The 24,797-nt window shown below is 72.6% G+C and carries 26 protein-coding genes and 2 pseudogenes; 13 read left to right on the top strand and 15 right to left on the bottom strand.

What is annotated here, in order from left to right:
• Positions 1–4: 4 nt before the first annotated feature.
• The 8 genes from ACIRGB_RS11305 to ACIRGB_RS11270 all read right to left on the bottom strand — a co-directional run bounded on the left by ACIRGB_RS11305 (position 5) and on the right by ACIRGB_RS11270 (position 6,853).
• Positions 5–1,327 (bottom strand): LLM class flavin-dependent oxidoreductase, encoded by a 1,323-nt coding sequence (locus ACIRGB_RS11305; RefSeq protein ID WP_403861747.1) that lies wholly within the window; start codon positions 1,325–1,327, stop codon positions 5–7.
• Positions 1,324–2,100, bottom strand: a complete 777-nt coding sequence (locus tag ACIRGB_RS11300) for an ABC transporter ATP-binding protein (protein WP_403861744.1) — start codon at positions 2,098–2,100, stop codon at positions 1,324–1,326. The genes ACIRGB_RS11305 and ACIRGB_RS11300 overlap by 4 nt, the downstream gene beginning before the upstream one ends.
• Positions 2,076–2,933, bottom strand: a complete 858-nt coding sequence (locus ACIRGB_RS11295) for an ABC transporter permease (RefSeq protein ID WP_403861741.1) — start codon at positions 2,931–2,933, stop codon at positions 2,076–2,078. The genes ACIRGB_RS11300 and ACIRGB_RS11295 overlap by 25 nt, the downstream gene beginning before the upstream one ends.
• Positions 2,930–4,006: an ABC transporter substrate-binding protein gene (locus tag ACIRGB_RS11290; protein WP_403861738.1), complete on the bottom strand. Its 1,077-nt coding sequence runs from the start codon at positions 4,004–4,006 to the stop codon at positions 2,930–2,932. The genes ACIRGB_RS11295 and ACIRGB_RS11290 overlap by 4 nt, the downstream gene beginning before the upstream one ends.
• Before the next feature lie 48 nt (positions 4,007–4,054).
• Complete coding sequence (locus tag ACIRGB_RS11285; protein ID WP_352146619.1) at positions 4,055–4,129, bottom strand: putative leader peptide; 75 nt, start codon at positions 4,127–4,129, stop codon at positions 4,055–4,057.
• Between the two features lie 86 nt (positions 4,130–4,215).
• Positions 4,216–5,055: an ABC transporter ATP-binding protein gene (locus tag ACIRGB_RS11280; RefSeq protein ID WP_403861735.1), complete on the bottom strand. Its 840-nt coding sequence runs from the start codon at positions 5,053–5,055 to the stop codon at positions 4,216–4,218.
• Between the two features lie 144 nt (positions 5,056–5,199).
• On the bottom strand, positions 5,200–5,928 hold the full coding sequence (locus tag ACIRGB_RS11275; RefSeq protein ID WP_403861732.1) for a S1 family peptidase: 729 nt from the start codon (positions 5,926–5,928) through the stop codon (positions 5,200–5,202).
• Positions 5,929–6,100: 172 nt separating this feature from the next.
• On the bottom strand, positions 6,101–6,853 hold the full coding sequence (locus tag ACIRGB_RS11270; RefSeq protein WP_403861729.1) for a sulfite exporter TauE/SafE family protein: 753 nt from the start codon (positions 6,851–6,853) through the stop codon (positions 6,101–6,103).
• Positions 6,854–7,186: 333 nt separating this feature from the next.
• Here ACIRGB_RS11270 and ACIRGB_RS11265 point away from each other — a divergent pair, with 333 nt between their 5' ends.
• The 6 genes from ACIRGB_RS11265 to ACIRGB_RS11240 all read left to right on the top strand — a co-directional run bounded on the left by ACIRGB_RS11265 (position 7,187) and on the right by ACIRGB_RS11240 (position 12,423).
• Positions 7,187–8,383, top strand: a complete 1,197-nt coding sequence (locus ACIRGB_RS11265; RefSeq protein ID WP_403861726.1) for an ATP-binding protein — start codon at positions 7,187–7,189, stop codon at positions 8,381–8,383.
• On the top strand, positions 8,380–8,781 hold the full coding sequence (locus tag ACIRGB_RS11260; RefSeq protein ID WP_030183598.1) for a roadblock/LC7 domain-containing protein: 402 nt from the start codon (positions 8,380–8,382) through the stop codon (positions 8,779–8,781). Before ACIRGB_RS11265 ends, ACIRGB_RS11260 begins: the two co-directional genes overlap by 4 nt.
• The gene (locus ACIRGB_RS11255) at positions 8,778–9,155 is read left to right on the top strand and encodes a DUF742 domain-containing protein (protein ID WP_403861722.1); all 378 of its coding nucleotides are present in this window, start codon (positions 8,778–8,780) and stop codon (positions 9,153–9,155) included. The genes ACIRGB_RS11260 and ACIRGB_RS11255 overlap by 4 nt, the downstream gene beginning before the upstream one ends.
• Positions 9,130–9,723, top strand: a complete 594-nt coding sequence (locus tag ACIRGB_RS11250) for a GTP-binding protein (protein WP_403861719.1) — start codon at positions 9,130–9,132, stop codon at positions 9,721–9,723. Before ACIRGB_RS11255 ends, ACIRGB_RS11250 begins: the two co-directional genes overlap by 26 nt.
• Positions 9,724–9,738: 15 nt before the next feature.
• On the top strand, positions 9,739–11,088 hold the full coding sequence (locus ACIRGB_RS11245; protein WP_403861716.1) for a cytochrome P450: 1,350 nt from the start codon (positions 9,739–9,741) through the stop codon (positions 11,086–11,088).
• A gap of 207 nt (positions 11,089–11,295) precedes the next feature.
• On the top strand, positions 11,296–12,423 hold the full coding sequence (locus ACIRGB_RS11240) for a tryptophan dimethylallyltransferase family protein (RefSeq protein WP_403861713.1): 1,128 nt from the start codon (positions 11,296–11,298) through the stop codon (positions 12,421–12,423).
• Between the two features lie 77 nt (positions 12,424–12,500).
• On the opposite strand, the gene ACIRGB_RS11235 is transcribed toward ACIRGB_RS11240, so the two are convergent.
• From ACIRGB_RS11235 to paaI, 3 genes and pseudogenes are all read right to left on the bottom strand, one after another.
• Positions 12,501–13,799, bottom strand: coding sequence for a flavin-containing monooxygenase (locus ACIRGB_RS11235; protein WP_403861710.1), 1,299 nt, complete (start codon positions 13,797–13,799; stop codon positions 12,501–12,503).
• Positions 13,800–13,910: 111 nt separating this feature from the next.
• Complete coding sequence (paaK, locus tag ACIRGB_RS11230) at positions 13,911–15,257, bottom strand: phenylacetate--CoA ligase PaaK (protein ID WP_403861707.1); 1,347 nt, start codon at positions 15,255–15,257, stop codon at positions 13,911–13,913.
• 218 nt (positions 15,258–15,475) lie between these two features.
• Positions 15,476–15,838: pseudogene (paaI, locus tag ACIRGB_RS11225) on the bottom strand (hydroxyphenylacetyl-CoA thioesterase PaaI); the annotation flags it as partial.
• 213 nt (positions 15,839–16,051) lie between these two features.
• On the opposite strand from paaI, the gene paaA reads away from it, so the two are divergent.
• Genes paaA through paaE form a run of 5 tightly spaced genes read left to right on the top strand, consistent with a single transcriptional unit; the run spans position 16,052 to position 19,795 of the window.
• Positions 16,052–17,038, top strand: a complete 987-nt coding sequence (paaA, locus tag ACIRGB_RS11220) for a 1,2-phenylacetyl-CoA epoxidase subunit PaaA (protein WP_403861704.1) — start codon at positions 16,052–16,054, stop codon at positions 17,036–17,038.
• Positions 17,035–17,340, top strand: coding sequence for a 1,2-phenylacetyl-CoA epoxidase subunit PaaB (gene paaB, locus ACIRGB_RS11215; protein WP_403861701.1), 306 nt, complete (start codon positions 17,035–17,037; stop codon positions 17,338–17,340). The genes paaA and paaB overlap by 4 nt, the downstream gene beginning before the upstream one ends.
• 9 nt (positions 17,341–17,349) lie before the next feature.
• Positions 17,350–18,177, top strand: a complete 828-nt coding sequence (gene paaC, locus ACIRGB_RS11210; RefSeq protein ID WP_403861698.1) for a 1,2-phenylacetyl-CoA epoxidase subunit PaaC — start codon at positions 17,350–17,352, stop codon at positions 18,175–18,177.
• Positions 18,171–18,689 (top strand): 1,2-phenylacetyl-CoA epoxidase subunit PaaD, encoded by a 519-nt coding sequence (paaD, locus tag ACIRGB_RS11205; protein WP_403861695.1) that lies wholly within the window; start codon positions 18,171–18,173, stop codon positions 18,687–18,689. Before paaC ends, paaD begins: the two co-directional genes overlap by 7 nt.
• Entirely contained in the window at positions 18,689–19,795 is a 1,107-nt protein-coding gene (gene paaE / locus ACIRGB_RS11200; protein ID WP_403861692.1) for a 1,2-phenylacetyl-CoA epoxidase subunit PaaE, read from the top strand. The genes paaD and paaE overlap by 1 nt, the downstream gene beginning before the upstream one ends.
• A 134-nt stretch (positions 19,796–19,929) precedes the next feature.
• Here the strand turns inward: paaE and ACIRGB_RS11195 are convergent, their stop codons facing one another.
• The gene (locus ACIRGB_RS11195; RefSeq protein ID WP_403861689.1) at positions 19,930–20,832 is read right to left on the bottom strand and encodes an aminoglycoside phosphotransferase family protein; all 903 of its coding nucleotides are present in this window, start codon (positions 20,830–20,832) and stop codon (positions 19,930–19,932) included.
• A gap of 74 nt (positions 20,833–20,906) precedes the next feature.
• Entirely contained in the window at positions 20,907–21,485 is a 579-nt protein-coding gene (locus tag ACIRGB_RS11190; protein WP_403861686.1) for a tellurite resistance TerB family protein, read from the bottom strand.
• A 191-nt stretch (positions 21,486–21,676) separates the two neighbouring features.
• Between ACIRGB_RS11190 and ACIRGB_RS11185 the strand changes: the two genes are divergently transcribed.
• Positions 21,677–22,099, top strand: coding sequence for a GtrA family protein (locus ACIRGB_RS11185; RefSeq protein ID WP_403861683.1), 423 nt, complete (start codon positions 21,677–21,679; stop codon positions 22,097–22,099).
• 120 nt (positions 22,100–22,219) lie between these two features.
• Positions 22,220–22,628 (top strand): annotated as a pseudogene (locus ACIRGB_RS11180) (RidA family protein).
• Between the two features lie 6 nt (positions 22,629–22,634).
• On the opposite strand, the gene ACIRGB_RS11175 reads toward ACIRGB_RS11180, so the two are convergent.
• The gene (locus ACIRGB_RS11175) at positions 22,635–23,528 is read right to left on the bottom strand and encodes a Gfo/Idh/MocA family protein (protein WP_403861680.1); all 894 of its coding nucleotides are present in this window, start codon (positions 23,526–23,528) and stop codon (positions 22,635–22,637) included.
• A gap of 55 nt (positions 23,529–23,583) precedes the next feature.
• Positions 23,584–24,786, bottom strand: coding sequence for an ROK family protein (locus tag ACIRGB_RS11170; protein ID WP_403862122.1), 1,203 nt, complete (start codon positions 24,784–24,786; stop codon positions 23,584–23,586).
• Between the last annotated feature and the right edge of the window lie 11 nt (positions 24,787–24,797).

Here is a 24,797-nt window from a genome sequence, read left to right as displayed (position 1 = left end):
GGCTTCAGCGGACGGGTTCGGCGGCGGGCCGCGGCAGGCCGTAGTGCTCGCGCAGCGTGGCGCCGTCGTACGCGGTCCGGAACAGGCCCCGTTCCCGCAGGAGCGGCACCACCTGGTCGGCGAAGAGGTCGAAACCCCCGGTCAGCCAGGGCGGCATGACGTTGAAGCCGTCGGCCGCCCCGTGCTCGAACCACTCCTGGAGCTGGTCGGTGACCTGCTCGGGTGTCCCGGCCACCACGCGGTGGCCGCGGGCGCCCGCGAGCCGGTGCAGCAGCTCGCGCACCGTGGGCTGTTCACGGTCGATGATGTCCAGGACCAGCCGGAAGCGGCTGCCGTTGCCGCGCTCGCCCCGGGTCTCGATGAGCTGCCGGGGCACGGGACCGTCCAGTTCGGCGGCGCTCAGTTCCAGACCCAGCAGGCGCCGCAGCAGCTGGAGCGAGTACTCGGGCTGGGTGAGTTCGTCGAACTCCTTCTGCAGCGCCCGTGCCTCCGCCTCGGTCGAGCCGATGAAGGGGCTGATGCCGGGCAGGACGAGCAGCCGGTCCGGGTCACGGCCGAGCGCCCCGGCCCGCGCCTTGAGGTCGGCGTAGAACTCCTGGCCGCCGCGCAGCGTCTGGTGTGCCGTGAACACGGCCTCGGCGTACGCGGCGGCGAAGGAGCGGCCGTCCTCGGACGATCCCGCCTGGACGTACACCGGGCGGCCCTGCGGGGAGCGGGGGAGGTTCAGGGGTCCGCGCACCTTCAGCCGGGGCCCCGTGTGGTTGATCTCGTGGATGCGGTCGGTGTCGGCGAACACGCCGGACTTCTGGTCGACGACGAGTGCCTCGTCCTCCCAGCTGTCCCACAGCTTCGTCACCACCTCCACGAACTCCCGCGCGCGTGCGTACCGTTCGGCGTGCACCGGGTGCTCGTCGAGGCCGAAGTTCGCGGCGGCCTGCGGGGCGCCGGTGGTGACGATGTTCCAGCCGGCCCGGCCCCCGCTGAGGTGGTCCAGGGAGGAGAAGAGCCGGGCCAGGTTGTACGGCTCCGTGTACGTGGTCGAGGCGGTGGCGATCAGGCCGATGCGTTCGGTGGCCGCGGCGACGGCCGACAGCCAGGTGAACGGTTCGAGCCGGAAGCGGCTGGCGTAGCGCACGTTGTCCGCCAGGGACGGCCCGTCGGCGAAGAACACGGCGTCGAAGGCGGCCGCTTCCGCCCGCCGGGCGAGGTCCTGGTAGAAGCCGATGTCCAGGACGCGTTGCGGGTCGGTGCCGTGGTACCGCCAGGCGGCCTCGTGGTGCCCGCCCGGGTAGACGAACAGGTTCAGACGCAGGGTCCGGGCGCTCATGCCGCGTTCTCCTCCTCGGCGTTGCCGATGCCCTCGGTGACGTCCACGCCCAGGTGGGCGAGCAGCCGGCCGCGCAGGGCCGCGTACGCGGTGCCGCCGGGGCGGCGCGGCGCGGTGAGTTCCACGGGCAGGTCGGCCGCGATCCGGCCCCGGTCCAGCACTACGACCCGGTCCGCGAGCGCGATGGCCTCGTCGACGTCGTGGGTGACGAGCAGCACGGCGGGCCGGTGCCGCTCGCACAGCCGCCGCAGCAGGGTGTGCATCCGGATGCGGGTCAGCGCGTCCAGCGCGCCGAACGGCTCGTCGGCGAGCAGCAGTTGCGGCTCGCGCACCAGGGAGCGGGCGAGCGAGACGCGCTGCTGTTCACCGCCGGACAGCTCCACCGGCCAGGCCCGTTCGCGCCCGGCGAGCCCGACCTCGGTGAGCGCGTCGCGCCCCCGGGCCCCGGCGGACGGGCCGGACAGGCCCAGCACGACGTTGTCGAGCAGCCGCTTCCAGGGCAGCAGCCGCGCGTCCTGGAAGACGACGGACACGTGCTCGGGGGCGGTGAGGTCGCCGCTGCCCGCCACCTCGTGGTCGAGCCCGGCCAGGGCCCGCAGCAGCGTGCTCTTGCCGGAGCCGCTGCGGCCCAGGAGCGCCACGAACTCCCCGGGCGCGATGGACAGGTCGAGCCCGTCCAGTACCCTGCGGTCGCCGAAGGAACGCACCAGGTTCTCGATGCGGACCGCCGCGCGGCCCCCGGTCGCCTTCAGCCCGCCAGCGTGCGCCGCCATGACAGGGCCCTCCTCTCCACGAGCCGTACGAGTGCGTCCGAGGCCAGGCCGAGCAGGCCGTACACGACGAGGCCGACGATGATGACGTCGGTCTGCCCGTACGTCCGCGCCAGCTCCATCATGTAGCCGATGCCGCTGGTGGCGTTGACCTGCTCCACCACCACCAGGGCCAGCCAGGCCGAGGTCACCGCGAACCGCATGCCGAGCAGGAAGCCGGGCAGGGCGCCGGGGAGGACCACGTGCCGGACGAAGGCGAACCGGCCCAGGCGCACCGTCTCGGCGAGTTCCGCGTATCGGCTGTCGATGGTGCGCAGTCCGTTGTGCGTGTGGATGTAGACCGGTACGAGAACACCGAGGGCGATCGTGACGACCTTCATCGTCTCGCCGATGCCGAACCAGAGGATCAGCAGCGGGATCAGGGCGAGCGAGGGAATGGACCGCTTGATCTGCACGGGGCCGTCGATCACCGCCTCGCCGACGCGGCTGAGACCGGAGACGAGCGCGAGCACCAGCCCGGCCGCGACCCCGAACAGCAGGCCCAGAAGCGCGCGTTGGGCGGAGGTGGCGAGATGGGACGGGAGCTTGCCGCTGTCGACGAGATCGCCGGCGGTACCGGCGATGGTCCATGGCGCGGGCAGGCTGCGGGCGTCGAAGAGACCGAGTGCCGAGCCCGCCGCCCAGAGGACGAGCAGCAGCACCGGGCCGATCGCCCAGCCGTACGGGACGGGCCTGCCGGGGCCCGGACGCCCGCGGCGGGAGCGGCGGGGGCGGACCGCGGCCGGTGCCGACGGGGTCGCCGGCAGTGCCTGCTCGTCCAGGACCGTGGTGCTCATGACGACGCCCCCTCACCGGCGACGGCCCGCGCGGCCACCGCCTCGTAGCGGCGGTCGAAGAGCAGGCCCGCGTCGAACGGTTCGCGGTCCTGCTCCTCGGCCAGCAGGTCGATGGTCTGCTGCTGCCGGTGGACGGCCTCGGTCCAGTCGGCGGGCAGGTCCGGATGGCCGGCTCGCCGCACCAGGTACTCGCCGTCCTCGCGGTCCAGGCCCTGGTCCTTCACGTAATAGCCCGCGACCCACTCCTTCGGGTGCCGGTCGATCCATATCTGGGCCCGTGCCCAGAACTTCACGAGTTCACGGACGGCCGCCGACTTCTGCGCGTCGGCGACGGAGTCGGTCAGCGCCCACAGATGTGCCGGGTCGTCCCGCAGCCCGTGCTTGATCGTCGCACCGCCCTCCTTCCCGTAGTTCGCCAGATAGCGCTTGATGTTGACGTCCGCGATGGGGGCGGCGTCCACCTGGCGGTTCCCCAGCGCGGTGGGATAGACGTCACCGGTGCTCGCGAGTTCGACCAGTTCGACGTCCTGCTGGGTAAGTCCGGCCTTGTGGAGGATGCGCAGCACCAGTGCGCCCTGGGCCTGCCCCGGGCTGTAGGCGATCTTCTTCCCGCGCAGGTCCGCGAGGGTCTTGATACCGGAACCCGGGGCCGTGCCCAGTTCGTAGATGGGGTTCTCGAGCGGATCGGTGCGGAACTTCACCGCCACGAGCTTCGTGTCGAGGCCCGTCCAGTGCGCGTTGATCGACGGGATGTCCGCGGCCGAGCAGACGTCGAGGGCGTCGGCGCGGAAGGCCTCCGAGCACTGGGGGCCGCCGCTGATGTTGGCCCACTTCACCTTGAAGGGCAGTGCGTCGATCTGCCCCGACAGTTCGAGGGCGACCTTGAGGTCGGGCGCTCCGACCGTGAGCGTGGTGTCGCGGGCGACCGCGGCCGGGATCCGCTCCTTCGAGACGTCCCTGGCGTCCGCCGTGGACCCGGCCTGGGCCACGCAGGAGGCGAGGGCGAACGGGAGGGCCAGTGCGGCCAGGACGGAACGGCGCCCAAATCCGGGCAGGGGTGTGCGAGAGGTCATGACGGCCTTCACGGGATACGGGAGAAAGGGGCAGCCGGGCGGTGGGGTTCAGCTACACACCGCGGTGGCGACGCGCATCAGATCGATGGCGCGCCGCTTCGTGAACTGCCGGGATGTCCGCATGCCGTGGACGCTAACCAGGGGGTGAAACCCGGTCAAGGGCTACCGGCCGGCTCCGCCGGTAGTGCAACGACACCTTCGTGGGGGTGTCATGTTCCGGAAACGCGGCGGCCCGAGTAGGCCGACCAGCGGCCGTCGCGCCGGGTCACCGTGATGTCCCGGCCGAAGCAGGCGGTCAGCAGGGAATCGGTCAGGACCTCGTCCACCGCGCCCCGGGACAGGACCCGCCCCTCGCGCAGCAGCAGGGCGTGGCTGACGGCCGGGAACAGCTCCTCCAGATGGTGGGTGACCGTCACGGTGGCCAGCTGCGGCCGCCCCTCGGCCAGTTGGTGCATCGCCTCGACGAGGTCCTCGCGGGAAGGCAGGTCCAGGGCGTTGAACGGCTCGTCCAGGAGCAGCAGCGCCGGATCGGCCATCAGCGCCCTGGCGATCAGGACCCGGGCCCGCTGCCCGCCCGAGCAGACGCCGTAGGGCCGGTCGGTCAGCTCCTTGACGCCCAGCTCGGTCAGGAGGTCGCGGGCCCGCAGGCGGACCTCCTCGTCGTACGTCCGCCACAGGGGCTGCACGGTGCCGCTGTGCCCGGTGAGAACGACCGCGTGGGCGGTGAGGTCCTGCGGCACCCGCTGGACGGAGTTGACGTGGCCGATGCGCGCCCGCAGCTCACGGACGTCCACCCGGCCGAGCCGGCTGCCGAGAACCTCGACCGTGCCCCTGGTCGGGTGCATGAGCGCGCCGAGCAGCCGCAGCAGGGTGGTCTTCCCGGCGCCGTTGGCCCCCAGCAGAGCCCAGTGCTCGCCCGGCCGGACCGTCCAGTCGACGGTGTCGAGGATCAGCTGGTCGGTCGTGAAGCGGCGCACGCTCACGTCCTGGAGCCGGAGCACGGCCGCCTCGTGCTCGTCCCTCCGGGAGCTGGCTGTCTGGCCGGTCATGCGTGACTCCTTCGCGCGCGATACACCCCTCGGTCGTCACCCCGAACACTAGATGTACTCGCCACGCGCCTGCCCGGGCCGTCCGCTCCCTGGACGGTGAGCGGCGGCACCGGGCGCGCGACCGGCGGCGGAGGGCGGGAGGGATCAGACGCCCGCCACCGACTGGATCCAGGAACGGTAGGCGGTCACGTTGGTGTACGCCGTGGTGGTCTGCCGGTCGCTGGTGGAGGCGACGCCGACCTGGACACCGCCGGCCATCATCGGACCGCCGGAGTCGCCGCCCGCGGTGATGCCGTCGACGGGCCGGGCGCATATCGCCTGACCGTAGTAGGCGTCGTAACAGCCCTGGGTGACGCTCACGTTGGCGACCTTGAGGTACGGGGACTGGCAGTTGATCTCCGAGCCGCACCGGGAGGTCGCTCCCCAGCCGTAGACCTGCACGGTCTGGCCGACCCGCACCGTGCCCGGCTGCCCGAGCCGCGCGTAGGAGGCGGAGACGGAGCGGTCCAGCCGGACCAGCGCGAGGTCCGCCGAGGGGCTGGTGACGGTCTGGACGCCGTTCGCCACCGTGCCGCCGGAGCCCTGGTCGAGGCTGCCGATGCGGAAGGACAGGTTGCCACCGCTGACGCAGTGCTTGGCGGTGAGGATCCAGGTGGGGGAGATGATGGTCGACGTGCAGGTCTGGGTGCCGTTGGAGAACAGCCTGGCCGCCCAGGGGGCGTTCTGCGCGTAGCCGCCGCCGATGATCGGCCGGGGGCCGCCGTCACCGGGCCGGGGCTCCGCCGCCGAGGCGGACGGCGCGAGGGTGAGGGCGGACAGCAGCGCGGCCACGAGGGCGGCCAGCAGGGTGGGGACGAGTCTCGTTGTGCGCAAGGCTCCTCGATTCCGACGACACGCGCCGGGGCGCGTGCGGGTGTGTGGGGGCGCCCACAGCATGTCGGGACCGGCCCCGGCCGGAACAATCCCGGCTTCGCATAACGCGGTGTTATGCCGGGCGGCGGGACCGGGGCGGCGCACCGCGTTCCGGGGAGCGGTCGGCGAGGTCTCAGCGGAGCAGCAGTTGCACCAGGGCGACCGTGCCGACCGTCACCACCAGACCCCGCAGGACCGCGGGACTGAAGCGGCGGCCCACCTTCGCGCCGACGTAGCCGCCGAGGCCCGAGCCGACCGCGAGGAGTCCCACGGCGGTCCACTCGAAGTCCGCGGCGAAGAGGAAGAAGAGCGCGGCGACGGTGTTGACGACCGCGGCGAGGACGTTCTTGGTCGCGTTGAGCCGTTGCAGGGGTTCGTCCAGGAGCATGCCCATCAGGGACAGGTAGATGATCCCCTGGGCGGCGGTGAAGTAGCCGCCGTAGACGCTGGCCAGCGTCAGGCCGGTGAAGAGCAGCGGGCCGCCGTCGCGGCGCGGGGAGGTGCCGTCGCGGGCCCGGCGGCGCTGGACCAGCCGGCCGATCTGCGGCTGGAACGCCACAAGGAGCAGGGCGAGGCCCACCAGGACCGGCACGATCGTCTCGAAGGCGTCGGCGGGCAGCGTGAGCAGGAGCGTGGCGCCCGCGAGGCCGCCCAGCAGCGCCCCGGACCCCAGTTTCAGGACCCGCCGGCGCTGCCCGCGCAGCTCCTCGCGATAACCGATGGCCCCGCTGATGGAGCCGGGGATGAGGCCGAGCGCGTTGGAGACGGTGGCGGTGACCGGCGGCAGACCCGTGGCCAGCAGCACCGGAAAGGTGATCAGCGTGCCGGAGCCCACGACGCTGTTGATGGCGCCGGCCCCGACGCCCGCCGCGAACACCGCGGCCATGGCCTCCGGAGTCACCCCGTACCGCCCGGCGCCGGGCCCGTACTCGGCCGGAAGGTGTCTTGGGCATCTTTCACGGGGCCGACTGTACCCACCGCCCAGGCCGACGTGTCCGCCGGTCTCAACCGGTCCCGTGTGGACACTTCTTGACGTGAACTCAGCTGATCATGCGGTGATACGATCACCGCGTTTGCGGAGCGGGCGGATGGATGAAAGACGGCATCCCCGACGTAACGGGCAGCCCGGGCAGCGACCCCCCGGCGCGGGCAGTCCACCGGGCCGCCCGCACGGACGGGAATTCAGCAAGCCGGCTGTCAGTCGCCTGAAGAGAGTCTTATGACGGAATACACAGGGAACCCATTGCTCTGGGTCGCCCTCGTCGCCCTCGTCGCCGCCGCCGTGTTCATCAACCGCCAGCGCAAGGCGGCACGGGCGTTGCGGCAGCAGGTCCAGGGGCTCAGGGATCACTACACCGAGCTGGAGAACGATTACGGGAAGTCCGTGCAGGCCGCCCAGGAGCGGGCCGAGGACGAGACCAAGACGGTGCTGAAATCCGCGATGCGGACCCTTCAGGGCCTGGCCGCCGAACAGCAGCTGGTGCTCTCCCGGTTGCAGAACAAGTACGGCGACTCGGCCCTCCTCCAGGACCTGCTGGAGATCGACCACACCAACTCGCAGTTCGGCCGGCGGGCCCAGTCCATCGCCGTGCTGTGCGACGGCTGGCTCGGCGGGCGGCGCGACACCGCCTCCGTCTACGACGTGGTGCGCAGCGCCCAGGGACGCATCCGGCACTTCCGCCGGGTGGACATCCTCTCCCAGGTCGACTTCGGGATCACCAGCCGGGCCGTCGAGCCCGTCGCCCTGGCCCTCGCCGAGCTGCTCGACAACGCCACCAGCTACTCCAGCCCGGACACCGTCGTCGAGATCAACATCCGGACCGTCCCCAAGGGCATCTGCGTCGTGGTCGACGACGCCGGTGTGGGCATGAGCGACGAGGAGCGGGCCCGCGCCGACAAGCTGCTCGCCACCGAGCGCGCCTCCGGCGTGGCGGGGCTCGGCAACCCGCCCCAGTTCGGCTTCGCCGTCATCGGCCTGCTGTGCGAACGATTCGGCTTCGAGGTGTCGGTGGACTCCTCCTCCCCCTACGGAGGTGTACGGGCGGTGGTCCTGCTGCCGCACGAACTGCTCACCGCCATGCCGGAGAAGAAGGCCCCCGCCCCCGCGGCGGCCCCCGCCGCCCGCGGCACGGCCCGGCCGGTCCCGGACGGCGGACCGGAGGCCGCGTCGCTGGCCTCCTCCGAGACCGGTGACGGCCTGCCCCGGCGCCGCCGCAAGCGGCCGATGGCCATCGTGCCCGGCAGCGCCTCCGCCCCGCGCGCGGCGGGCCGCTCCGACTCCGAGCAGGCACAGGTCATGGGTGCCTTCCAGCGCGGAACGCAGTCCGGCCGGGTCACCGAACCGGCGAGCCCGGACCACGCCGGCCGGACGAGCGACACACCTGGTGCAAGCAGCGAAGGACATGAGGTCTCGTGAACGACGATCTGTCATGGATGCTCGACAGCGCCCTGGAGATTCCCGGGGCCCTGCACGCGGTCCTGATCTCCGCCGACGGCCTGCTGATGGCCCGGACGCAGGACTTCGACAAGGACGACGCCGACCGGGTCGCCGCCGCGATGAGCGGCGTGCAGTCGCTCAGCCGCACCCTCGCCTTCTTCTGTGAGGACCCCACCCAGACCTGGCGGCAGACGCTGGTCGAGTTCGACGGCGGCTGGGTGTTCCTGATCTCCGCGGGGGAGGGCGCCTACCTCGGCGTGTCCGCCTCCCCGGAGGTCGACATGGCGGACATCACCTTCCGCATGCAGCAGCTCGTGGCCCAGCTCGGCAAGCGGCTGACGACGCCGCCGCGCGAGAACCTGGGCGCCCGCTCATGAGCGGCCACGACGGCTGGCAGCCCGAGGCGCCGGAATTAGTGCGGCCGTACGTCATCACCAAGGGCCGCGGCCTGCCCGACGAGGACGACCTCTCCCTCATCACCCTGGTCACCGCCTGTGCCGGGCAGCCGCAGCGGCCGGCCCGGCTGTCCCCCGAGGAGCAGAGCCTGCTCGACCTCTGCTCCGCCGGCTACCTCTCGGTCGCCGAGATCGCCGGACACACCCACTTCCCGCTCGGCGTCGTGCGGATCCTGCTGGCCTCCCTGATGGAAGGCGGACACCTCATGACCCGCCCGCCGGTGGCCCGCGCCCGCCTCGCGGACAAGGAGATCCTGGAGGAGGTGCTCAATGGGCTCCGCGCCAAGTTTGGATGAGCGGGACTACGTACGCGGGGGAGCGACCCAGACGGCGGTGAAGATCCTCGTCGTCGGCCACTTCGCGGTGGGCAAGACCACCCTCATCGGCTCCATCTCCGAGATCGAGCCGCTGTCCACCGAGGAGACGATGACGCAGGCCGCCGAGTCGGTCGACGACCTCAAGGGCGTCCAGGGCAAGACCACCACCACGGTCGCCATGGACTTCGGTCGCCTCACCATCAGCGACCGCGTCGTGCTCTACCTGTTCGGCACCCCCGGCCAGCAGCGCTTCGTGCAGATGTGGGAGGACATGGCCCGCGGCGCGCTCGGCGCCCTGGTGCTGGTCGACCCGCAGCGGCTGGCGGACTCCTTCCCCGTGATCGACCTCATCGAGCACTACGGGCTCGACTACGCCATCGCCGTCAACCACTTCGACGGCACGCCGCTGCGCGACGAGCGGGCGCTGCGCGAGGCGCTCGACCTGCTCGACGACACCCCCGTCGTCACCTGCGACGCCCGCGACGAGAAGTCCTCGGCCGCCGCACTGACCACCCTCGTCCGCTACTTGCTGGACCGCACCCGCTAGGAGCTGGGAGCAGACATGAACGCCCACGACACCGCCCCGGTGCCGCCGCCCGGCTGCCCGGCCCACGGCTCCGGCGCCCGGGTGCCGCTGCACGGGCCGGAGTTCGCCGCCGACCCGCAGGCGTACTACGAGTACCTGCGCCACTACGGGGCCGCGGCCCCCGTCGAACTGGCCCCGGGCGTCGAGGCGACGCTGGTCACGGACTACGTGGCGGCGCTCCAACTGCTCCAGGACTCCGGCAGCTTCCGCAAGGACGCGCGCCGCTGGCGGGCCTTCAACGAGGGCAAGGTGAGCCCCGACAGCCCGGTCGTGCCGCTGCTGGCCTACCGGCCCAACTGCATGTTCGCCGACGGGGCCGACCACCTCAGGCTGCGCCAGGCGGTCACCGACAGCATGGCGCGGGTCGACACCCGGCGGCTGAGCCGCAGCACCGAGCAGATCTCCGGCTACCTCGTCTCCCAGTTCGGCGCCCGCGGTTCGGCCGACCTGCTCGGGGACTACGCCAGGCAACTGCCGCTGTTCGTGTTCAACGAACTCTTCGGCTGCCCCGCCGACATCGGCGACCGGGTGCTGTTCGGCATCTCCGGCATGTTCGACGGCGTCAACGCCGAGAAGGCCACCGCGGTGCTCTTCCAGGCGGTCGGAGAGCTGGTCGCACTCAAGCGGCGCAAGCCCGGTGACGACGTCACCTCCTGGCTGATGCAGCACGAGGCCCGGCTGGACGACGAGGAGATGGTCCACCAGCTCGCCCTGCTGCTCGGCGCGGGAGCCGAGCCCTTGCGCAACCTCCTCGGCAACACCCTGCACCGGCTCCTGACCCACGAGCGGTACGCCCGCGAGGGCGGCCTGATCGACGAGGCGCTCGACGACACGCTGTGGGAGAACCCGCCCATGGCCAACTACGCCCCGCACTACCCGGCCGCCGACACCGAACTCGCCGGACAGCACCTCCAGGCGGGCGAGCTGGTCCTGGTCAGCTTCGCCGCGGCCAACACCGGCCCGGCCCTCAATGCCTCCCGCCAGGCGGGCAGCAACCGCGCCCACCTCGCCTGGAGTGCAGGCCCGCACGCCTGCCCGTCCAAGGAACCGGCCCGGCACATCACGGTCACGGCCATCGAGCACCTGCTCAACGAACTGCCCGACGTCGAACTCGCCGTTCCCGAGGACAGCCTGACGTGGCGTCCGGGCCCCTTCAACCGGGCCCTGGCCACGCTTCCGGCCCGCTTCACCCCGGTGCGCCCCGCGCGGCGCGCCGATCCGGGGCCGGCCACCGCGGCGGCCGGGCAGGAGAAGGCCGCGGGTGCGGCCCGTCCGGCCGAACACAAGGGGATGTGGAGCCAGTTCCTCAACTGGCTGACACGGTGATGTGCGCAACACCCTCCCGATCCGTCCCTTTCGCATGAAGATCGAACGGCACGGGTAGTGAGCAACGCGGTACTCACGTTGCTTACGAGTCAAAGGAGGTGTCGTGGACCACATATCCACGAACGCCGCTTTCCCGGCGCCCAACCCACCGATACCCGCCCCCCGAGGCGGGTATCGCTTTGTGCGGCTCCGGCCGGGGACGGGCCGGTGACCGCCGCACCGAGGGGCACGGACCCGCGGGGCGCACCCACGCTCGGCTCCTTCACCGGCGGCCAGCTGCGAAGACTCGGCGCGGTCGCCGGTATGTCCCGGACCGATGTCGAGACCTACGCACAGGTCCTGACCGACGCACTGGGCCCGGTGGCCGAGCGGCCGCTGAGTCTGGCGCCGCCCACCCGCACCTTCCTGTCCGACGACCACACCCCCGTCGAGTTCTCCCTCTCCTTCCGGCCGGACGCGGCACCCGACGTGCGGGTCCTCGTGGAACCGGGCTGCGGCGCAGACAGCCTGGCTCTCAACGGCCGTGCCGGACTCGAGGCGATCCGGACGATGGCGCGGCGCTGGCACTTCACCACCGACGCCCTCGACGCGGTCCAGGACCTGTTCCTGCCACCGGCTCCGCACGGCCCCCTCGCTTTGTGGTGCGCCCTGGAACTCAGGCCCGGCGGCGTACCCGGGGTCAAGGTCTATCTGAACCCGGCGGCACGTGGGGAGGAACGTTCCGCCGCGACGGTGCGCGAAGCCCTGCACCGGCTCGGGCACCGCCGGGCCTTCGACAGCCTGCCCCCGGGCAGCGGATACCCGTTCCTCGCCCTGGACCTCGGGGACTGGGCGGAACCCCGGGCGAAGGTCTACGTGCGCCACGACCACCTCACGGCCGCCCAGGCCGGGCACCTGTCCCGGATGGACTCGGGCCCCGGGCCCGCGGCGGTCGAGGGCTTCTTCCGCACGGCCGCGGGCCTCGGTCCCGACACGGCCGGGCTCGGCGGGCGGCCCGGCCTGTCCTGCCACGCCTTCACCGACACCGGCACCGTGCGGCCGAGCGGGTTCACCCTGCACATCCCGGTGCGGGACTACGTCCGGCACGACGGGGAGGCCCTGGCACGGGCGACGAGCGTGCTGCGCCACCACGGCATGGACGTCTCCGTGCTCGACCGCGCCCTGGCCGCCCTCACCGCGCGGCGGCCCGAAAACGGGGTGGGCCTGATCGCCTACCTGGCCCTGGCCCACCAGCGGGAGCAGCCGCCGCGGGTGACGGCGTACCTCTCCTCGGAGGCGTACGCGGTCCGGCCGCCGGTCGTGGAGACCGTCCGCCGGCCGGTCCCGGTGTCCTGACCGGACCGTCCGTACGCGGCAGGGCTCCCGGTGCGATCCACCGGGAGCCCTGGGCAGGTACGCGCCCCGCGGGGCGGTCACACGGGCAGCGACTCCCGGAACTCCGCCAGGTACGGACCCACGTCGACCTGGATCGAGGCGCCCTCGGTCCGGCCGTAGCGCTGGACGATGCCGGCCAGGTACGCGCCGATCTCCTCGCGCATCTCCTCGGCGGCGGGCAGTGCGGCGGCGCCGTCGATCAGGCGGGCCACCCACGCGGCCTGCGCCTCCACCAGCCGGGTGATGGCGCCCACGGGCCGCACCAGTCCCACGAAGTACAGACCGGGCCGGTCCGCCGGGACGACCCGCCGGTACAGCTCGACCGAGCCGTCCGCCGCCACCGGGCAGCCGGGGGGCAGGAAGGGGAAGGTCATGTGGAAGCCGGTGCAGTAGACGACCGCGTCGGCGGTCTCGGAAGTGCCGTCCATGAACACGACCCGGTCGCCCTCGAACGAGGCGATCGCGGGCTTCGGGGTCACCGCCCCGTGCCGGATCCGGCTGAGGATCTCGTCCGAGAGGGTCGTCGCGGAGGAGAAGACCGGGTGGTCGGGCTCGGGCAGGCCGTAGTCCGACAGCCGGCCGCGGGCCACCAGCAGGGCCTGCTCCACCCACTGACGCCGTTCGGCGAAGGACATCTCGTTCCACCACGGGGCCTCGGCGATCTCGTCGACCGACATCCCGAAGAGCTGCTTGGGCACGATGTGCAGTCCCCGGCGCACCGAGAGCAGGGTCCGCTCCGCGTGCCGGGAGAGGTCCGCGGCGATGTCCACCGCCGAGGCGCCGAGGCCCACCACGACCACGCGCCGGCCGGCGAAGTCGCCGCCGTCGCGGTAGTCGAGGGAGTGAAGAATCGTTCCGGCAAAGGACTCCGCGCCGGCCGGAAGGGGGTCGGGCAGGGCCGGGTCGGTGTGGTGGCCGGAGGCGACGACCACCTGCTCGAACCGGCGCGAGCTGCGCGCGCCGTCCGGGCCCCGGCTGACGACCGTCCAGGTGCCGTCCGGCTCCCGGCGGACGGACTGCACCTCGGTCCGCAGCTCGACGTGGTCGAGCAGCCCCGCCCACTCGGCGAAGGACCGCAGATAGGCGGCGACCTGGCTGTGCCGGGGGTAGAGCGGATACGAGGACGGCATCGGGAAGTTCGCGTAACCGGTCAGCTGCTTGGCGGTGTTCAGGTGCAGGGACTGATAGCCCGGGCCCCGCTCGCCGGCCCCCGGCTGCCGCCAGATGCCGCCCACGTCGGGCGCCTTCTCCAGACAGACGAAGGAGATGCCGCGCTCCTTCAGGGCATGGCCCACCGCCAGCCCCGACAGGCCTGCACCGATCACACACACACGCACGGGATGTCCCCCCAGGATGTACTCAACCTCCCCCGACCATGCCTTTACTGCCCATCCGTTTCTTCCCGCACACCAGCACGACCGACGAACGGACGTGTCCGTGCTCACGTTTCACGCGCCCCGCAGGTCCCACACCCGGCGGATCTTGCCGAGCGAGCGCTCCAGGCTCTCCGGCTCGACGACCTCCACCTCCACGGTGACGCCCACCCCGTCCTTGACGCCCTGCCCGATCGCCCTCGCGGCTGCCTCGCGCTGCTCGGGACCCGCGTCGGGCCGGGCCTCGACGCGCACCGTCATGTGGTCCATGCGGCCGCGTTCGGTGAGCCGGATCTGGAAGTGCGGGGCGACGCCCGGCGTGCGCAGCACGATCTCCTCGACCTGGGTGGGAAAGACGTTCACCCCGCGCAGGATGATCATGTCGTCGCAGCGCCCGGTGACCTTCCGCATCCGGCGGAAGGCGGGACGCGCGGTGCCGGGCAGCAGGCGGGTCAGGTCGCGCGTGCGGTAGCGGATCACCGGGAGCGCCTCCTTGGTGAGAGAGGTGAAGACGATCTCGCCCTCCTCGCCCGCGGGCAGCACGGCGTCCGTGAGCGGGTCCACCACCTCGGGGTAGAAGTGGTCCTCCCAGATGTGCAGCCCGTCCTTGGTCTCGACGCACTCCTGCGCCACGCCGGGGCCGATCACCTCGGACAGGCCGTAGATGTCCACGGCGTGGATGTCCATGCGCTCCTCGATCTCGCGCCGCATCTCCTCGGTCCACGGCTCGGCGCCGAAGATACCGACCTTGAGGGAACTGGTGCGCGGATCGACGCCCTGCCGCTCGAACTCGTCGAGCAGGGTGAGCATGTAGGACGGGGTGACCATGATGATCTCGGGCCGGAAGTCCTGGATGATCTGCACCTGACGTGCCGTCATGCCGCCGGAGGCGGGGATCACCGTGCAGCCGGCGCGCTCGGCGCCGTAGTGCGCGCCGAGGCCGCCGGTGAACAGGCCGTAGCCGTAGGAGATGTGCACCTTGTGGCCCGGCCGGCCGCCGGCCGCGCGGATCGAACGGGCCACGACGTCCGCCCACATGGACAGGTCGTTGTCCGTGTACCCGACGACGGTGGCGCGGCCGGTGGTGCCGCTGGAGGCGTGCACGCGCCGTACGTCGGACATCGGGACGGCGAACATGCCGAAGGGGTAGGTGTCCCGCAGGTCCGCCTTGGTGGTGAAGGGGAACCGGGACAGGTCGGCCAGGGTGCGGCAGTCGTCGGGCGTGACCCCGGCGGCGTCGAACTTCTTGCGGTACAGCTCGACGTTGTCGTAGGCGTGCCGCAGGGTCGCGCGCAGGCGGTCCAGCTGGAGCTCGCGCAGCTGCTCCCGGGACAGGCGCTCGGCGTCGTCCAGCAGGTCGTGGGGGAGGGGCCCGCCCGGTCGGGGCGCCGGGGCCGCCCCGGTCGTCGGCTCGCTGCTCATCGCGACTCCTTCGTCGTCGTGCCCGGCGTCTCGCGCGCCGTGTCGTCCCGGTCGTCCTGCGCACCCCGGTCGCGTCCGTAGTCCCCCGCGTGGCGGCTGCGTCCGTCATCCCGCGCACCTCGGTCGCGTCCGTTGTCCTGCGCGTGGCGGCTGCCTTCGTCGTTCCGCGCTCCCCGGTCGCGTCCGTTGTCCTGCGCGTGGCGGCCGCGTCCGTCGTCCCGCACGCTGCGGCTTCGGCCGCGGAACTCCGCGATCACCTCGTCACCGCGCCGCACGCTCACGTCGTAGATCCCGCTGCGCCCGTACCGGGCGCGCTCCTCGGCGAGGGCCACGAGCACGTCGCCCTCGCGGGCCGGGGCGACGAAGACGATGTCGGCGCCGGCCGCCACGGTCACCGGACCGTGGCTGTTGCAGGCGCAGGCGAAGGCCGTGTCGGCCAGCAGGAACAGGAAGCCGCCGTGGGCGATCCGGTGTCCGTTCACCATCGCCGGGGTCACGGCCATGCGGACCACGGCCCTGCCCGCGCCGTGCTCCACCAGCTCGATACCGAGCCCCCGGGAGGCCTGGTCCGCGGCGAACATCGCCTCCGTGGGCGTCTGCCCCGTGGCCTGCGACACCGTACCCACCACCCTGTCTCCCGACCGACCATTCGGTTAGCGCGCGGCAAGGCCAAGTAATCCAGCCACGCGGCGGCGCTGTCAAGAGTGTGACCGGCGGCGGTCCGGCTCTTGCCCGGCGTGCGGAAACACGTCACACTGATACCGAACGAATGGTCGGTTGGGAAGCTGGTGACGATGACCACGACACACGCCGCCGAGGCGCCGCCCCCGCACGCGCCGGACGGACTCCAGGAGCACTTCGACGCGACGATCGCGCGCGACCAGCGCGTCGAGCCGCGGGACTGGATGCCCGACGGCTACCGCAAGACGCTGATCCGGCAGATCGCCCAGCACGCGCATTCCGAGATCATCGGCATGCAGCCCGAGGGGGAGTGGATCACCCGGGCCCCGTCGCTGCGCCGCAAGGCGATCCTGTTCGCCAAAGTCCAGGACGAGGCCGGGCACGGGCTGTACCTGTACTCGGCGGCCGAAACCCTCGGCGCGGACCGCGACGACCTCACCCGGCGGCTGATCGAGGGCCGCCAGAAGTACTCGTCGATCTTCAACTACCCGACCCTGAGCTTCGCCGACGTCGGCGTGATCGGCTGGTTCGTGGACGGTGCCGCGATCTGCAACCAGGTGCCGCTGTGCCGCAGCTCCTACGGGCCCTACGCGCGCGCGATGGTGCGGATCTGCAAGGAGGAGTCCTTCCACCAGCGGCAGGGCTACGAGTTGCTGATGACCATGATGCGCGGCACCGACGCCCAGCGGGAGATGGTCCAGGACGCGGTGAACCGCTGGTGGTGGCCGTCCCTGATGATGTTCGGCCCGCCCGACGACGCCTCGCCCAACTCGGCGCGGTCGATGGCCTGGAAGATCAAGCGGCACAGCAACGACGAACTGCGCCGCCGCTTCGTCGACATGACCGTCCCGCAGGCCGAGAAGCTCGGCGTCACCCTGCCCGACCCGGAGCTGTGCTGGAACGAGGAGACCGGGCACCACGACTTCGGCACCCCCGACTGGGACGAGCTGATGCGCGTCATCAAGGGCGACGGCCCCTGCAACGACCGGCGGATGGAGCGGCGGCGCACCGCCCACGAGGAGGGCGCCTGGGTGCGCGAGGCGGCCACCGCCCACGCCGCCAAGCAGGCCGCCCGCGCACAGAAGGGAGCGGCGGCATGACCCCCGGGACGTCCTCCGAGAAGCAGGGCTGGCCGCTCTACGAGGTGTTCGTGCGCGGCAAGCGCGGCCTCAACCACGTCCACGTCGGCTCGCTGCACGCCGCCGACGACGCCATGGCCCTCACCCACGCCCGCGACCTCTACACCCGGCGCAACGAGGGCGTGAGCATCTGGGTGGTGCGCTCCGAGCACATCGCCGCCTCCACCCGCGACGAGAAGGACCCCTTCTTCGCCCCCAGCGCCGACAAGGTCTACCGCCACCCCACCTTCTACGACATCCCCGACGACGTCCCCCACATCTAGGAGCAGGGCATGAGCGACGACCACGTCTACATGACCCTCGCCGAGGGACACGAGGACGACACCCGCTGGGCCTACGGCACCGGCTTCGAGGACCCGCTGCACGGCGTCGACACCACCGTGCCCGAGGGCGTCGACGCCGGAGCGCTGGCCGCGGACTGCGTGGCGCTCGCCGACGACGCCCTGGTCAGCGCCCAGCGGCTGGCCGAGTGGGTCACCCGCGCGCCGGAGCTGGAGGAGGAGGTGGCGCTGGCCAACATCGGGCTCGACCTGCTCGGCCAGGCCCGCCTGCTCTACTCCCGCGCCGGGCAGGCCGACGGCACCGGCCGCGACGAGGACGCCTACGCCTACTTCCGGGACGCCGACGACTTCCGCAACGTCCGGCTGGCCGAACTCCCGGGCGGCGACTTCGCGTTCACCGTGGTGCGGCTGCTGGTGCTCTCCAGCTGGCGCCTGGCCCACTTCCGGCGGCTCCAGTCCCACCCCGACCCGGTGCTGGCGGCGGTCGCCGCCAAGGGCGTCAAGGAGCTGACCTACCACCGCCAGTACGCCGCCGAGTGGTGCGTGCGCCTGGGCGACGGCACGGACGAGTCCCACCGCAGGACGCGCGCCGCGCTCGACCAGGTCGCCCCGTACCTCGGGGAACTGCACACGGCGTACGACGTCCGGGACGAGGTCGCCGACGACCTGCGCCAGGTCACGGAGGCCGCCGGACTGCCCCTGCCCGTCTACCGGCCGCTGGCCGGCTCCGGCCGCGCCGGCGAGCACACCGAACACCTGGCGCCGCTGCTCACCGAGTTGCAGGGCGTCGCCCGCGCCCACCCGGAGGCGACATGGTGACCGAAGGCCCCGCGCTCCTGGAGGCCCGCCGCGCCCGGCAGGTCGCCGAGCAGGTGCCCGACCCCGAGCTGCCCATGCTGACCCTCGCCGACCTCGGCGTCCTGCGCGACGTCGAGGTGGTCGGCGACGGCACCGTCGTCGCCAGCCTGACCCCCACCTACTCGGGCTGCCCGGCCATGGCCGAGATGCGCGCGGACGTCGCCGCGCGGCTGCGCGAGGCCGGGTACCCGCGCGTGGAGATCCGCACCGTCCTGGACCCGCCCTGGACCAGCGACTGGATCACCGAGCCGGGTCGCCGCAAGCTCGCCGAGCACGGCATCGCCCCGCCGGGGGCCGCACCCCGCGGCGGCCCCGTCTCCCTGGTCCTGTCGCCCACCCGGCCCGCGGTGCCCTGCCCCCGCTGCGGCTCGGCGGACACCGAGGAGACCTCCCGCTTCGCCGCCACGGCGTGCAAGGCCCTGTGGCGCTGCCGGGCCTGCCGCGAGCCGTTCGAGTACGTCAAGGAGATCTGATGGCCCCGACCGCCCCCGTCCCGGCGCCGCCGGTGCGCACCCGCCGCCGGCCCGCCTTCCACCGGCTGCGCGTCGCGGCCGTAGAGCGGCTGTGCGCGGACGCAGTGGCCGTGAGCTTCGAGATCCCCGCCGAACTGGCCGAGGAGTTCGCCTTCGCGCCCGGTCAGTCGCTCACCCTGCGGCGCGAGGTGGACGGCCGGGACGAGCGCCGCTCGTACTCGATCTGCGCACCGGCCGGCTCGGCGCCGCGCATCGGAGTGCGGGTGGTGCCGGGCGGGCTGTTCTCCGCGTGGCTGGTCGACGAGGTGCGGCCGGGCGACACCGTCGAGGTGATGGCGCCCACCGGCCTGTTCACCCCCGACCTCTCCACCCCCGGCCACCACGTACTGGTCGCGGCCGGTTCGGGCATCACCCCGATGGTGTCCATCGCCGAGTCGGTGCTCGCCGCCGACGACCGCTCCACCGTCACCCTCTTCTACGGCAACCGCCGCACCGACACGGTGATGTTCGCCGACGAGCTGGCCGACCTGAAGGACCTCCACCCGACCCGCTTCCACCTCGCCCACGTGCTCTCCCGCGAACCCCGCGAGGCCGAGGTGCTCTCCGGCCGCCTGGACGCCGGACGGCTCGCGGCGCTCATCGGCTCCCTGGTGGACGTGGAGAGCGCGGACCACTGGTGGCTGTGCGGACCGCAGGGCATGGTCGCCGACGCCCAGCAGGTCCTGACCGGCCTGGGCGTCCCGGCCGAGCGCGTCCACCGGGAGCTGTTCTACGCCGACGACGAGCCCGTGCGGGAGGTGCGCCACGAGGAGAGCGGCCCCGAGGGACCCGTCAGCGAGGTCACCGTCACCCTGGACGGCCGCTCCACGACCGCTCCGCTCTCCCGGGACCGGTCCGTCCTCGACGGGGCCCAGCAGACCCGCCCCGACCTGCCCTTCGCCTGCAAGGGCGGGGTCTGCGGAACCTGCCGGGCCCTGGTCACCGACGGCCGGGTCGACATGCGCCGCAACTACGCGCTGGAGAAGGCGGAGGTCGACGCCGGCTACGTCCTGACCTGCCAGTCGTACCCGGTCTCCGAGAAGCTGACCGTGGACTACGACAGCTGACGGAAGGCGGGAAACCGAGCGCGTGCCGCAACCGCTCGCCCACGTCGGTGCCGTACAGGTCCTGCCCCTGGAAGCGGCCGGTCTCGGCGACGCAGGATCGAGGGCGTGGGGATCGGGGGCGTGGAACTCGTGCCCTAGCCGCGCTCGCTCAGTACCGCCCGGATCACGTGGCGGGCGTTGCCGGCCATCGCGGGGTTGGTCTTCCGGTAGTAGGGCAGGGCGATCAGGGCCTGGGAGAGGGTGCGGCCCCGGCCGCGCCGCCAGGTCGCGTCGTCCACACCGAGTGCCTCGCGGAAGACCTCCCGCGCGCCGGGCGGCAGCAGGTTCCACGCCGGGAAGAGGTCGCAGGCCGGATCGCCCACCCCCATGCAGCCGAAGTCGATCACCGCGGACAGCCTGCCGCCGTTCACCAGCAGATTGCCCGGCATCAGATCCGCGTGCAGCCACCGGGGCGGTCCGTCGTGGGCCGGTGCGCGCAGCGCGTCCTGCCACACCGCCGCCAGCCGGTCGCAGTCGACGCCCTCCTCGGGCAGGCCGCGCAGCTCGTCGAGCGCGGCCCGCGTCGGCCCGTCCAGCGCGGCGAGCGGCCCGCCGCGGTACGCCTGCGGTGCGTGGGGCAGCGTGATGCCGCGCATCGCCGCCACGAAGGCGGCCAGATCCTCCGCCAGCGGCACGGGCTCGGTCAGTGCTCCCGCCTCGGGGATCTCCCCGGGCAGCCACCGGTAGACCGACCACGGCCACGGGTACCCGTCGGCCGGTACCCCTTCCCCGAGCACCTCGGGCACCGCGGTGGGCAGCAGGGGCGCCAGCCGGGGCAGCCACTCCCGCTCCGTCGCCACGTCCGCCGCGCCCCCTTCGACCAGCGGCAGCCGTACGACCATGTCCTCGCCCAGCCGGTACATGGCGTTGACCGTGCCCCCGGAGGGGAAGCGCTCGACGGGCAGCCCCGCCCACCGCGGGAACTGCCCGTCGACCAGACGCCGTACGAGCCGGCCGTCGACCTGGCACAGGTCCGGACGCGGCTGCCCTGAACTCATGGCCCCCATCCGACCTTCCGCCACGGACGGCCGTCAAACGCTTTCCCGGCCGACGGTGCTCGCCGGGCGTGGGATCAGACCCCGAACTCCGAGGGCGGGATGTTCAGTGCGGTGCACGCTTCGCGGATCGCGTACTGCTCGGACTGCTCGAAGGTTCCGTCGGCGCCGGCGACGACCATGCCGGTCTGGACCACCGCGCGGGCCTCCGCGGGCTTCTTGGCGGCCTTGGCGATCACCTGGAGGGCCTCGGCCTTGCCCTGCTCGAAGTTGGCGAGGAGCCGGTCCACGTGCTGGTTGAACCGCTGGCGGAGCTGGTCCGCCGGGAAGTTCTGCAACACCTCGTTGGAGACGATCAGCTCCTCCACGCGCTGCCGCTCGGCCGGCTCCACCCGGCCGTCCGCGGCGGCGACCAGCGCGCACATGGCCATGCTGGCGTCACGGTAGGCGCCGCTCTTCAGCTCGTTCTTGGCCGAGGCGAGCTGGGACTTGAACATCCCGATCAGCTGGGCCTTGGAACCGCCGGAGGACGAGCCCGGCCTGCCGCCGCCGACGGGTCCGTGCGCTCCCTGGCCGGATCCGCTCGCTCCCCGAGTGCCGCCCTGGGACTGCTGGAAGGTCTTGGCCTGGTCCTTGATCTTGTCCCACATAGCCACTCGTGCCACCTCGGCTTCTGTTGCTGCGCATCGGTCGGTCCTCGGCCGCGATCTCCCGCGGTCACCACGATGAACGCGCCCGGGGGTCACAGGGTTCCCGAAAGGCAAAGTAAACGCAAAGCGCCTGGTGGGGTCGTAGTACGCTGCGCCACCGGGGAGTTCGAAGACCGGTCGGCTGTAGGGAGTACGCGGTGTGGTCGCGGGAGGTCGGCTGGTTCGTCGCGATCGGCGTCGCGTCGACCGCCGGGCAGGCGCTGCTCTACTGGGCGCTGCGCCCGTGGTCGCCCCCGGCCGTCGCCAACCTGGTCTCCCTCCTCGTGCTGACGGTGCTGAACACCGAGGCGAACCGGCGGCTGACGTTCCGGCACGCCGCCACGAAACCGGCCCGCGCGCATCTCGGTGCGGGCGGCCTCTTCCTGCTCGGCTACCTGATCACCTCCGGTGCCGTGCTGTGGTTCACGCACCGGCGGCCCGACGCCTCGCCCGCCGCCGAGACCGCGGTGCTCGCCGCCACGTCCGTCGCCGTCACCGTCGTACGCTTCCTCGTTCTGCGCCTGGCCGTCTTCCGGGCCCCGACCGCCGGCACGCCTGATCCACGCCGCGCGACCCGCTGAACCGTTCGGTCACCTTCGGGTTCCCCCGTCACCGAAAAGTGCGTTCTTCCACGTCAGCGGCCTCTCTCCTACGGTTATCGAGTAACCACGAGAGAGCACATGGGCAAGGAGAACGAAGACATGGCCATCACCCTGGTGAACCCCGGCGGGCTGCCCGCGATCGACGTCTACCGGCAGGTGTCGATCGCGTCCGGATCGAAGCTGGTCTTCGTCGCCGGACAGGTCGCCTGGGACGCCGACGGCGTCACCGTCGGCGAAGGAGACCTGGCCGCGCAGGCCGAGCGGTGCTACCTCAACGTCGCCACCGCCCTGGCAGCGGCCGGCGCCTCCTTCGCGGACGTCGCCAAGCTGAACGGTCCACGTCGTCGACTGGACGCCGGACAAGATGCCCCTCCTGCTGGAGGGCATCGAGCGGGCGGCCGCCAAACTGGGGGTGACCCCCGCCGCGCCGGCCACCCTGCTGGGCGTCGCGGCACTGGACGTGCCCGAGCACCTGATCGAGGTCGAGGCCGTCGCCGTCCTCGACTGACCCCTCCTAGCCGTACACGACCCGGTCGAGGAGACTTTGCAGGTACAGGCCGCGTCCGGCGTCGACCGGCGTCGGCGTGCGGGTGCGGACGGCCGTCGCGAAGTCGTGGCGCAGGACGGGCCAGCACTCCTCGTGGTCGATGCCGGCCGTGTCGTAGACCAGCGGTTCGGCGGGGCCGAAGAGTTCGACGCGGGTCAGCGCCCGGGGCACGGCCACGGAACCGGACAGCGAGGCCTGGCTCACGGCGCCGTTCTCGTGCTCGCAGGTCAGTTCCACCCAGCGGCGCGGGTCGCCCGTGGCGCGGACGGCGGTCACCGGGCCGACCGCGGCGTCCAGCAGATCGAGCAGATGAGGGCCGAGGTCGAGCAGGGCGCCGTGCTCCAGGCGCCAGCCGGTGGCGAACTCCCCTTCCAGGAAGGCGCCGTGGAGGTAGCAGGAGCGCGCCCCGACCGTCTCGAAGGAGCGGGCGGCGTCGAGGAAGGCCCGGGTGGCCGGGTGATAGCGCTTGGTCAGGACGAGCTGGGAGACGACCCCGGCCTCGGCGACCGCGTCGGCCACCCGGCGGGCCGCGGCCAGATCGGGGCCGAGCGGCTTCTCCAGCAGCAGGTCCTTGCCCCGCTTCGCCGCCAGCGGCGCCAGCTCGGCCTGGACCGCGGGCGGCACCGCGAACGCCACGGCCTCGCAGTGGTCCAGCAACTCCTCGAACCCGGCGGCGACAGGAGCGCCGTAGGGGGCGGCGGTCGCGCGGGCGGCGTCGGCACGGCGGGCCCAGACCGCGGCGAGCCGGGTCTCCGGCCCGGCGGCGAGCACCCGGGCGTGCATGGCGCGGGCCCAGGGGCCGGCACCCACGAGCCCGACCTCGACGGGCCGGTCGGTCCAGGGGGCGGGGGCAGCGGTCACGGCGTTCCTGTCGTCGGAGGTCTCCCGGCGGTCCGCCGGGGCGGACGGGCGGCGGTCATGAGGCGAGGCGTTCCAGCCGGGCGTCGGCGCCGGCGGGGGAGTAGAGGTGCTCCACGACCATCGCGGCGGCTCCGACGAGCCCCGCGTGGTCGCCGAGCCGCGAGGTGACGACCTGGAGGTTGGCAGTGGCGCGCGGCATCGCCCGCTGGTAGACCAGCTCCCGCACCCCGGTGAGGAAGGGCACCCCGGCCAGCTCTCCGGCGATCATGAGGACCCCGGGGTTGAGCAGGGTCACGACGGTCACCAGGACCTCGCCCACCCGCCGTCCCGCCTCGCGGGCCAGCCGGACCGCGTCCGGGTGCCCCTCGTTGAGCAGCCGCCTGACGTCCCGTCCGGAGGCGGTGTCCTGGCCGAGGGCGGCCAGTTCCCTGGCGATCGCCCGGCCACTGGCCACGGCCGCGAGACAGCCGTGGGAGCCGCACATGCACAGCGCGTCGGACCGGTCGTGCAGGCGGATGTGCCCGATGTCGCCCGCCCCGCCGTCGATGCCGCGGTACAGCCGGTCCCCGATGACGACCCCCGCGCCGATGCCGGTGGACACCTTCAGGAGTACGAAGGACGCGCAGTCGCGGTGGTTGGCCTGGTGCTCGGCCAGGGCCATGAGGTTGGCGTCGTTGTCCACGAGCACCGGCACGGCCCCGGCGCCCGCGGGGTCCAGGTCGAGCCGGGCCGCGTACGCCTCCTGGAGCCGCTCCCGGATGGGGTAGCGGTCCCAGCCGGGCATGATGGGCGGCTCGATCACCCGCCCGGACTCCCAGTCCACCGGGCCGGGCACGGACAGGCCGATGCCCGCGACGTGGGACGCCGGGACACCGGCCGCCGCGATCAGGTCCGGGAACCAGTCGGCCAGCCCCTCGAGGACCCGGTCGGGGCCCGCGTCGACGTCCATCGGACCGGTGTGCTCGGCCAGGATGGTGCCGCCCAGGTCGAGCACCGCGGCGCGGGCGTGCCGGGTCTCCAGGTCGAAGGCGATGACCGAGGCGTGGCCGGGGTCGAAGACGATCCGGTGGGAGGGGCGTCCGCCGGTGGAGGCGCCCGTGCTGTGGCGCAGCCACCCGGCACGGTTGAGCAGGTCGAGTCGCTGTCCGACGGTGGAGCGGGACAGGCCGGTCGCCTGCTGGAGGTCGGCCCGCGTGTTGGCGCGGCCGCTGCGGATCAGGTGCAGCAGTTCACCGGCGCTGGCCTGACTTGACGTCATCATGGAGTCCC

The sequence above is a fragment of the Streptomyces sp. NPDC102490 genome, assembly GCF_044765285.1.
Lineage (GTDB): Bacteria > Actinomycetota > Actinomycetes > Streptomycetales > Streptomycetaceae > Streptomyces.
The sequence above is the reverse complement of the archived record's forward strand: the minus strand, read 5'-3'. Positions and strand labels throughout refer to the sequence as shown.